This window comes from Microcoleus sp. FACHB-SPT15, from assembly GCF_014849525.1.
GTDB classification, from domain to species: Bacteria; Cyanobacteriota; Cyanobacteriia; order Cyanobacteriales; family Coleofasciculaceae; genus Symplocastrum; species Symplocastrum torsivum.
The window spans coordinates 39697-49211 of the sequence record NZ_JACJNU010000043.1 but is presented as its reverse complement, the minus strand read 5'-3'; the positions used below and the strand labels follow the sequence as shown (position 1 = coordinate 49211).

Sequence of the window (9515 nt, the reverse complement as noted above, 5' to 3'; positions counted from 1 at the left end):
TTATTTAGTTCAGCAACTCAAACGTCCCGATATTCTCATGTCTATCGTCTAGTTGTTGGACGCGGCAATACGGCTATGCCACGCCATAGATTGTGACAGTTGCGTAAGTCCTGATCAAGCCTAGAGTTAACTAGTGGAAAAGAAGCGGCGCTCCCACTGCCATCAATGAATGATATCTGTTGGAGTTTTCTACTTAGGAAAAGGACAGCAAAATCGCCGCGTTTGAAACCTTCCTCCGTGACGTTGACGGCATGAGCGCCTTCTTTACCAACGTCGCCAATAAAGCAGAAGCGTTCCACTAACGCTTCCAAAATCTACAACTAACTACCTCTTTTGTACTTTGAAGGTAATCAGTTTAATTCCAATCCAAGCATGGACGATTGCGCGGAGCGCACTGCAATCAGGCAATCGCACTTCGCTGAGGAACGGTATTGCCGGGAAAAGCGAAATGCACAACGAACCAGTTCACAAAAAAGGAGACTCTAATGCCTTACGTTACTGTCGGTAAAGAAAACTCTGGAAGCATTGATATCTACTACGAAGATTTCGGAGCAGGTCAACCCATCGTGCTAATCCACGGGTTTCCTCTGAGCGGTCATTCCTGGGAGAAACAGGTGGGGTTTTTGCTGGACAAGGGTTATCGGGTCATCACTTACGATCGCCGAGGATTTGGCGATTCCAGCCAGCCGTCGTTTGGCTATGACTACGACACCTTTGCTGCGGATCTGAACACGCTATTGACAGAACTTGACCTGCGTGATGTTGCCCTAGTCGGCTTCTCGATGGGTACAGGCGAAGTGACGCGCTATCTCGGCAAGTACGGCTCAGATCGCGTGAGTAAAGCCGTGCTAATGGCTCCGGTGCCACCCTTCCTGTTGAAGACAGGCGATAATCCCGAAGGAGTTGATCGCAGTGTCTTCGACGGGATTATGAAGAGTATTGTAGAAGATCGTCCAGCGTATCTGTCCGCATTTTTGAAAGACTTCTTCAACGTGGATGTGTTTCTCGGCGATCGAATTAGCAACGATGCCATCCAGATGAGCTGGAATGTCGCGGTCGGAGCTTCCGCTAAGGGAACGCTGGACTGTGTACCGTCATGGCTGACCGACTTCCGTGACGATCTGCCACGCATCGATGTGCCAACCCTGATCATTCATGGGGATGCTGATCGCATTCTTCCATTTGAGTCTACCGCAGCAAGACTGCCGCAGCTCATTAAAGGCAGTCGCCTCGTGGTGATACCAGGTGGTCCGCACGCCATCAACTGGACTCATGCCGATCAAGTCAATCCTGTGCTGCTGGACTTTCTTAAAGGAAATTAATCAGCATTCCAAAGTCCGCCTAAACTCATTGGTATCTGTTGCGATGCCATAGGCACGCTGAGTCCTCCGGACACGCCCAAGGGACGCGAACGAACGGTGATCTAGACTGCTGTGATCGAATGCTGTCCCAAACTTTAGAGCTAAAGATGAAACTCATCTCTGTTAACGTAGGACTTCCGCATGAAGTTACCTGGAAAGGGAAAACAGTTACAACTGGAATTTTCAAAGAGCCAGTCAGCGAACGGGTGATGGTGCGATCGCTTAATTTAGACGGTGATGGACAGGCTGATCTCTCCGTTCATGGCGGATTAGACAAAGCAGTTTATGTCTATCCGTTCGAGCATTACGATTACTGGCGAGGTGAATTGCCTGACACAGAGTTCCCATTAGGCATCTTTGGCGAAAATTTCACGATTACTGGACTAAGAGAAGAGGAAGTGAATATTGGCGATCGCTTTCGTATTGGCGATGTTCATCTGATAGTGACACAACCTCGCCTACCCTGCTACAAACTGGGGATTCGGTTTGGGCGACCGGATATGGTTAAGCAATTTCTCGCAAGTCGCCGAACCGGATTTTACTTTCGTGTTTTGCAAGAGGGAGAAGTTGGAGCCGGAGACACTTTAGAGTTGGTGAGCCAGGATGACAACAATATCACTGTTGCCGATATTACTCAACTTTATGTTCGTGAGCAAGACAATCCGGAGTTACTTCACCGCGCTGCTCAACTTGAAGCCTTACCCAAAAGTTGGCGTGACTATTTCCAGCGGTAGCGTGTGTTCATCTAAATTGAGTGCGCGATCGAGATTGCAAGAGAACTGTGTAGCATCACTAACACTAATTTACGAATAAACAACTTGTTTACTTGGAGACGACAATGACAATCAACCAAAATGGACTTCTCGTTGAATCAGGTGGGGGTCATTCTTACTACTTTGGTCAAGACCTTTATACCTTCAAAGCAGTTGGTGAAGAGACAGGTGAAGCTTACGCGCTTTGTGAGGTTGTTGTTGCACCTCAAGGGGGTACTCCTCCCCATCGACACAGCCGAGAAAATGAATCGTTCTATGTGCAAGAGGGAGAGATTGAATTTCAGCTTGACGAGCGCACCTTTGTTGCAACGGCTGGAAACTTCCTCCATTCGCCCAAAGGTCAGCTTCATCGATTTACCAACACTACCTCTGTACCTGCCAAAATGTTGGTTTGGGTGACACCCGCCGGATTTGAGAAATTTATTGCCGAGGTGGGAAAGACGGTGAATGGTCAAATTACATCTGCCCCACCATTGAGTTCTGAAGACTTAGATAAAATCCTCACTACTGCACCGAAGTATGGCATCGAGATTATTCCCCCACCTCCTGAGCAATGACAACACGAGGACTCACCGTAAAACTTCCAGGACTTGTGCAAAGCAACGAGTTTTAGTTGTGGGAAATCGGTAAAAAGTCTACTGATAACTGGGAAGACCTGAAGTTTAATTTACTCGATACCTGACATTTTGCTCTGGAAGAGGACGCAGATGTGATCTGCGCTAGCCTGCGGCAAGGCTTGCCGTAGGATGCTCAAAGGACTGTAGGACGAACGTGGTAGCGGGTAGAGTTCCTACGTCGCTATCGCTGACGCTATTGCAAACCACATCACACAATTTCTTAGGTCACAACTGCAACCTATCCCTATCTAAGTAAGTACAAAGGTTGCTAGGCGAATGCTTTCGTTTTGGCGATATTCACCTGATAGTGATACAGCCTCGCTACAAACTTAGGATTCGTTTTGATGTTGTTGTGAAAGAGTATTTCTGAAGCCAAAACTGGTGTACAAAACAATGCGATAGATATTGTTGCTTCATTTTTTGTCTAATTCCAAACAAACCAAACATTCATTTGCAAGAGGTCTCATGTTTATCGATTACCTTACACTCATGCTCATTAACCTAGCGGCTGGACTCGCTCTGTTAGCTGCCTATGTGTATTTTGGCCTTGGTAGTTCAAATCAGACACGCTGGATTCCAGGCTTTGGTGTAGTCGGTGCGATCGCTTTAGTAACTGGCTTACACATGACTTTTACCTGGCCCATTATTGGCAGTTTCAATATTGCCTTTGGTGAAACAACTGTCCTGTTTGGCATTCTCTTCGTAGCAACTTCACTAACTCTGGCAATGGGTTGGGAGCTATTTACCCTGGGCATTTATGGCTTCTTTGCAGGACTTGTATCGCTTCTAATTGGCTTTCGCATCATAAACCTGGGAATAACACAAATCCCTCTGCTGACAGGAATTGGGTTCATTTTAGTTGGCTTAGGAGGAATTTTCTCTATACCAACCCTCTCTCTCAAAGAAAATCGGCTCTTGCGAACTATTGGAGGAATTGTGTTAATTGTGGCAGCCCTCATCTTTGCTTTTATTGGATTGACTGCGTACTGGGGACATCTTGCTAGCTTCTCGACATGGCAGCCCCTGCCAAAGTAGTCGCCGTAAAACGACCCTAGTGTACTTTCCTAAAGTTAACTTCTCTTCCCTGCTCCCCTGCTTCCTCAACATGCTTTACTTTGATGCGTAACAGAAAGTAGGGCGGGATTGCCCACCCTACTCAGCTCAATCGTTATTTGAGACTAGAGTACATTCTTTGTTCAAATACGTGAATTAGCCAATGATCTAGCGTGATTAGCTTGCTCAGTGTTGCAAACCTTCATATAGCTCTGGTTATACCTTCTGTGCTTTCATCCCATAGTATTAATTTTCCAGCCGAATGATTGGAAAAGACCAGAAGCTTGAGGCTGTTATTTGTTAATCACGCCACATTTACTGTTCACTCACAACTAGGAAGCATTAATAACCTAACTAAAACGGAGTTAAATCATGCAGAACATCACGCTTGACACCATCACTGAAGCCATTATTAATCATGGCGATGGCGGCAAATCTCACCCACGACTATATGAAATTTACACAAGCTTAATTCAACATTTGCATGACTTTGTGCGCGAGGTGAATCTGACTGAATCAGAATTGCAGCAGGGACGTAATTTTCTCAATCAGGCAAGTCATCACACTGAAGAGATTCCCGCTGGAGAGCTCCATCTACTGACGGATCTACTAGGGATTTCAGAGTTGGTAGAACTGCTACACGATGCCCATCGCGGTACAGAAAGCAATTTAGAAGGACCCGTGTATTTGCCGAATGCACCAGAACGGCAAATGGGCGATCGCTTAGGCATTGATCCAGAAGGCGACACGCTTTTCCTGTCAGGGAGTGTTTTAGATTTGAACGGTCAGCTGATCGCTAATGCCGTAATTGATGTTTGGCAATCAAATTCTAAGGGACTGTATGACATTCAGGATTCATCTCATCTCCAGGGAAACTTCCGAGGGCGTTTCAAAACAGATGGGAGTGGCAAGTATACGTTTGAAACTGTGGTGCCAATGGGCTACCCCGTGCCAGTCAGTGGTCCAGCTGGCGAGTTGCTGCGACGGCTAGGACGGCATCCTTGGCGGGCGGCTCACATCCATTTCAAAGTCAATGCCCCGAAGTACACTTCGCTGACAACACAAATTTTTATGGCTGGCGATCCTCACCTGGATTCAGATACAACCTTCGCAGTGCGATCGGCGATCATTCAATTGCAAAAACATGAAACACTAGACGAACTCAAAGCGCACAATCAAAGTAAACCGTTTTACACGTCCGAGTTTGATTTTGTGTTGAAACCCGTTACTCCAGCGGAAGACCATAAACCAGCGGCTAAACATTATGTCTACACCATCGATTGAGAATAACCCGCTAATTGGCATTTGGAAGTTAATTTCTGCAATCGGCATCCAGTCAGATGGAACGATTAAGACAGACGTGTATGGGACTCATCCTACTGGCTATATTACTTACACATTGGATGGTCACATGATGGTGATGTTTTCCAAGAGCGATCGCTCACTGCTGAGTCAAGAGATTCAATCGCCGCTGAGTCCCCAGATGCAATCTCTACCTGTTGAAGAGCTTGCTCAAGCATTCACGACATTCAATGCTTATGCGGGAACTTATACATTGAGCGGCAACACAGTAATTCACCAGATCGAAATTGCATCGATTCCTAATCGGGTCGGTACAACGTTAGTTCGCACCTTTACTCTGAGTAAGAGCCGATTGACGCTGAAAACGCCACCAGTTTTGAGTGATGGTGTTGAGACGGTTTTCGAGTTGGTGTGGAAGCGCATTTAATTGCTTTGTCATTCCATCGCAAAAGCCTTTAGGTTTTTACAACTTGGCGGCACAGTAGGAAATTTCATTCAAGCTTCAACCGTAGGCGAAGTCAATTTTTATGACTAGCGTGATTAGCTTCCTTAATAGCGCAAATCTTCAACAAGCGCTTTGAAACTGTCTCTAACTTGTAGCTTAATTTAGCAAACTTGAGTGTTCTGAATCAATGAATCTTGAACAATGAAGATAACGGAACACCTGTTTTTCAATCCAGCAAGTGGAAATAATAGAACACTCGGCGCTCATCATCAAGCGCAGTCGTAGCATAGTTCAACGGTGGTTAAGTCAATGTTGATTCAAAAACTTAGTACATGCGAAGAATTCATCGCTGGAGATGGCACATTTTTGCGAGAGCTTTTGCATCCTGATAAGCAACCTTTGGAATTACGGTATAGTCTAGCTCATGCAGTAGTGCCAATTGGAAAAACGTCAACTCCCCACTCCTTGACAACTTCCGAAGTCTATTACATCCTCAGTGGGAGAGGAGAAATGTATATAGATAGTGAACTTCAGATAGTAGAACCAGGAGATGCGGTGTACATTCCACCGAATGCTAGACAATTTATTCGTAATTGTGGGGAAGAGGCACTGGTATTTATTTGCATAGTCGATCCCGCATGGCGTAAGGAAGATGAGACGATCTATCCTGTTGAGTCAGTCTCTGCAACTGAGTTCACATATCTAGGGACGATTGTCTGATACCAATTGGCTTTGACACAAATGAAACTAAGTCCCTACCAGGAGTGGCTCAGACCAATTGCGTCATTCTTATACCCAATTGGTTAAATGCACTGTTGTGCCATCACCTTCTTTAAATCTCAATAGCTCAAAGCGTAGCAGCAATACCACCGCACCTTCAGCGAGAGGATGTCTGGCAAACGCCACAATTTCACCACCTATAACCTTACAAGGAGTAAAGTTATGACCACATATCGCACGATCGCAGTCGATGGTTTAGATATCTTTTATAGAGAAGCTGGCTCTCGCAATAATCCAACGATTCTGCTGTTGCACGGCTTCCCGACCTCATCTCACATGTTTCGCAATCTGATGAGTGCGCTTGCTGATCGCTTCCATCTGGTTGCACCCGATTATCCTGGCTACGGCAACAGTTCGATGCCAACAGTGGATGAGTTTGACTACACGTTCGATCATCTAGCTGAGATCGTGGAGAAGTTTATTACTGCGATCGACCTCAAAAAATACAGTCTTTACGTGATGGATTATGGTGCGCCCGTTGGCTATCGAATTGCTACTAAATACCCAGAGCGAGTGCAAGCCCTGATTGTGCAAAACGGGAATGCCTATGAGGAGGGGCTGGGAGAGTTTACGGAACCGATGAAGACATACTGGCAAGATCCTTCTTCTGAGAATGCTAAAAAGCTTAGAGACTTTCTCTCCCTGGAAGGAACGAAGTGGCAATACACCAACGGTGCTCGCAATCCTGAAGCGATTAGCCCTGACACCTGGAACATGGATCAACTCTTCCTCGACCGCCCAGGAAATGCTGAGATTCAAATGGCGCTGTTTTATGACTATAGAACTAATCCACAGCTCTATCCACAATGGCAGGAGTATTTCCGCAAACATCAACCTCCCACCCTAGTTGTTTGGGGTAAGAACGACGACATCTTCCCGGTCGTTGGCGCTTATCCCTACCAGCGCGACCTGAAAGACGTTGAGTTCCATTTACTCGATACCGGACATTTTGCGCTGGAGGAAGATGGGGATGCGATCGCAAACTACATCCGTCAATTTCTCACGTCACGGCTGCAACCCATCCCTGCCTAATCAAATTTTGATTTCCGATCCCCATTAATTGGTTAAAAAGGAAAGGCACCATGACAATTCAAACTGTAACCATTCCCGCCTTGTTAGGGGGCAGTTTTAGCGCCTATCTAGCAGCACCCAGTACTCAGCCTCGTGCAGGAATTGTGCTGATTCAAGAAGTGCTTGGGGTAAATGCTATTATGCGGCAGACTGCCGATGATTATGCTAAGGCAGGCTATTTGGTGCTCGTGCCAGATTTATATTGGCGACTGGAACCTGGTGTGCAACTTGACCCTGAAGATAAGGACGATTGGGCTAAAGCCTTTGAGTTGCTCAAAGCGTTTGATGTGGATAGCGGCGTAGAAGACCTGAAGGCAAGTCTGTCTTTTCTGCGGCAGTATCCCAGCAGCACAGGCAAGGTCGGTAGTTTGGGCTTTTGTTTGGGCGGCAAACTGGCATACTTCATGGCAACACGTAGTGATGCGGATGCCAACGTCAGTTACTACGGGGTTGAGATTGACCAGAATTTAGCAGAGGCGACAAAGATTCAGAAGCCGCTGATATTGCACATGGCTGGAAATGATGAGTATGTATCACCAAGCGCTCAAGCGACCATTCAGCAGGGATTGAAAGACAACCCGCTGGTAACAATCTATCGCTATGAAGGAATGAGCCACGGGTTTAGTCGCGTGGGGAGTTCCGCTTATCGTAAAGAAGCCGCAGAATTAGCACGCGATCGCACGTTGGCGTTTTTAAAGCAGCATTTAGGGTAGCGGGACTTAAACGAAAATTGAGAGGCAATAAAGGTATCCCTCTTCTGTCACTCTCCGAAAACTTTTGCCATTGCTGAAGTCTAGAACTAACCTATGGTAGGCGATCGCAGACTTTTTCCTTCATAGAAATTGATCAGAGTAGGGAAATTGCCAAAATTAGATGGGCAAACGCTGTATTCCCTAATATAACTCCTTTGTAGAAAATATTAATAATAGGAAAAACCGGAGAGTGACAGAAGAGGGGTATAGCAGTCGCCAAAGCTGTTAGGACAAGTCAGCGTTAGACGCAGCGTACTTTGTGAATTGCTCGTTGTCCTAAGCCTCCTGTCCGTTGCTATATATCCAGGCATGGCAGCATTTCACGTTAACGGGACTTAGACATTTTCTAGCCCCTAAAGGGGCTGAAAATGCCTCTTAGTAAGGGAAAGAGGTCGATGAGTCAAAAATGGCTGAAACCCTTGTAACTACTCGATTCATGCCTATTCGAGCTAAAAGCCCTTCTATGTCTAGATTTGCAGCCATTTTTGCCTCACTTTTTGTCTAAGTCCCGTTAATGCGCTTTGTTTGGGCTGGAAATCTGTCCAAGTCCCGTTAAGTTGAAATTAAGTTAGTACTTTAGTGATCTTTCTTAAGTGTTCTCCATCTCAGCCAAAGCTAGATACTAAGCTTAGTTACTCAGTTACTCATGAGGACTTAATCCTAGCTGTTATTGCTTTTAAAAGCTTATTCATTGGTTGAGGAAGAGAAATTTACAACTATTTCAACCTTCCGGGCAGTGATGGCGATTTGATGCACAAACAGCTATCAACTTCAACAAGTGTGAGGTAAAAGATGACGAAAGTTTTAATTGTTTACGCAACAGATTACGGCAATACCAAGAAGATGGCAGAAGCGGTAGCTTCTGGTGTGACATCAGTTCTAGGGACTGAAGTGGAGGTAAAGTTTGCTGAGGATGTTACTCAAGATAATGTCATCGCCAGTGATGCTGTCATTGTTGGTTCCCCTGTACACATGGGAAGCCCAGATTGGCGCGTGAAAAAATTTATCGATCAGGTTTGTGGCCCTCTTTGGATAAGAGATAGCCTGATTGGGAAGGTGGGTGCTGTCTTTGCGACTGGTGGCGGTTACGGCAATACAGGTGGTGGCGCTGAACTAACTATGGTGGCGCTGTTAAATAACTTTGCTGAACTAGGAATGGTGATGGTACCTTTACCCAAAATCACACCAGGATATCCTATGGGCGGTCTGCAATGGGGTCCCTATGGGCGCTCAGCGGGAGAACATATGGAGCAGACAGGCGTAACTGAAGAAAGGCTGGAAGCGGCAAAGCATCATGGTGCGAATGTAGCGCGAGTGGCTGCTGCCTTAGCAGGCAAAGAATTGTTTGCCAAGTAAAAAAC

10 protein-coding genes are annotated in these 9515 nt (G+C 46.1%); all 10 read left to right on the top strand.

Annotated elements, in window-relative coordinates; genetic code table 11:
* The first annotated feature begins 485 nt into the window (after positions 1 to 485).
* The 10 genes from H6F98_RS14425 to H6F98_RS14380 all read left to right on the top strand — a co-directional run bounded on the left by H6F98_RS14425 (position 486) and on the right by H6F98_RS14380 (position 9510).
* Entirely contained in the window at positions 486 to 1322 is an 837-nt protein-coding gene (locus H6F98_RS14425; protein ID WP_192219394.1) for an alpha/beta fold hydrolase, read from the top strand.
* A gap of 146 nt (positions 1323 to 1468) precedes the next feature.
* Positions 1469 to 2095, top strand: coding sequence for an MOSC domain-containing protein (locus tag H6F98_RS14420; RefSeq protein ID WP_192219393.1), 627 nt, complete (start codon positions 1469 to 1471; stop codon positions 2093 to 2095).
* Positions 2096 to 2199: 104 nt separating this feature from the next.
* Entirely contained in the window at positions 2200 to 2691 is a 492-nt protein-coding gene (locus H6F98_RS14415) for a cupin domain-containing protein (protein WP_192219392.1), read from the top strand.
* Between the two features lie 525 nt (positions 2692 to 3216).
* Complete coding sequence (locus tag H6F98_RS14410) at positions 3217 to 3786, top strand: DUF981 family protein (RefSeq protein ID WP_192219391.1); 570 nt, start codon at positions 3217 to 3219, stop codon at positions 3784 to 3786.
* 390 nt (positions 3787 to 4176) lie between these two features.
* Entirely contained in the window at positions 4177 to 5088 is a 912-nt protein-coding gene (locus H6F98_RS14405) for a dioxygenase (RefSeq protein WP_192219390.1), read from the top strand.
* Complete coding sequence (locus tag H6F98_RS14400; RefSeq protein WP_192219389.1) at positions 5069 to 5533, top strand: lipocalin-like domain-containing protein; 465 nt, start codon at positions 5069 to 5071, stop codon at positions 5531 to 5533. The genes H6F98_RS14405 and H6F98_RS14400 overlap by 20 nt, the downstream gene beginning before the upstream one ends.
* A gap of 327 nt (positions 5534 to 5860) precedes the next feature.
* The gene (locus tag H6F98_RS14395) at positions 5861 to 6271 is read left to right on the top strand and encodes a cupin domain-containing protein (RefSeq protein ID WP_192219388.1); all 411 of its coding nucleotides are present in this window, start codon (positions 5861 to 5863) and stop codon (positions 6269 to 6271) included.
* Between the two features lie 222 nt (positions 6272 to 6493).
* Positions 6494 to 7363, top strand: coding sequence for an alpha/beta fold hydrolase (locus tag H6F98_RS14390; protein ID WP_192219387.1), 870 nt, complete (start codon positions 6494 to 6496; stop codon positions 7361 to 7363).
* Between the two features lie 50 nt (positions 7364 to 7413).
* Positions 7414 to 8115, top strand: coding sequence for a dienelactone hydrolase family protein (locus H6F98_RS14385; protein WP_192219386.1), 702 nt, complete (start codon positions 7414 to 7416; stop codon positions 8113 to 8115).
* 831 nt (positions 8116 to 8946) lie between these two features.
* Positions 8947 to 9510, top strand: a complete 564-nt coding sequence (locus H6F98_RS14380; protein WP_192219385.1) for a flavodoxin domain-containing protein — start codon at positions 8947 to 8949, stop codon at positions 9508 to 9510.
* Positions 9511 to 9515: the final 5 nt, after the last annotated feature.